The sequence below is a fragment of the Cobetia sp. SIMBA_158 genome, assembly GCF_046566945.1.
In the GTDB taxonomy this organism is placed as follows: domain Bacteria; phylum Pseudomonadota; class Gammaproteobacteria; order Pseudomonadales; family Halomonadaceae; genus Cobetia; species Cobetia amphilecti.
Window position 1 is genome coordinate 1 of sequence record NZ_JAWJYL010000219.1, and the last position, 285, is coordinate 285.

Consider the following 285-nt stretch of genomic DNA (forward strand, 5'->3'; position numbering starts at 1 on the left):
TGACCCAACAGCAAATCGTGTGCCCGTTGATCAAGTATTTTTGCTGTACGCTGTTGTTGTGCAAGTTCAGTCATAGTGCTCGTTAAATAGTAAGTATTGAATACGTTCAGTGTTATTAGACTAGAAGCGAGTTAAAAAGTTATCAAGCAGCGTTAATCCCTGCTCAGTTAAAATAGCTTCCGGGTGAAACTGCACCCCTTCAATTGCTAACTCTTTGTGTTGCATGCCCATTATTTCGTCAAACTCACCTTGCGGTGTTTGTGTCCACGCTGTTATTTCAAGTTC

1 protein-coding gene is annotated in these 285 nt (G+C 41.4%); it reads right to left on the bottom strand.

The features are described 5' to 3' along the window. Positions 1-120: 120 nt before the first annotated feature. On the bottom strand, positions 121-285 hold a 165-nt coding region (locus tag R2R70_RS19705; protein ID WP_410978853.1), incomplete at its 5' end, for a glutamine amidotransferase-related protein.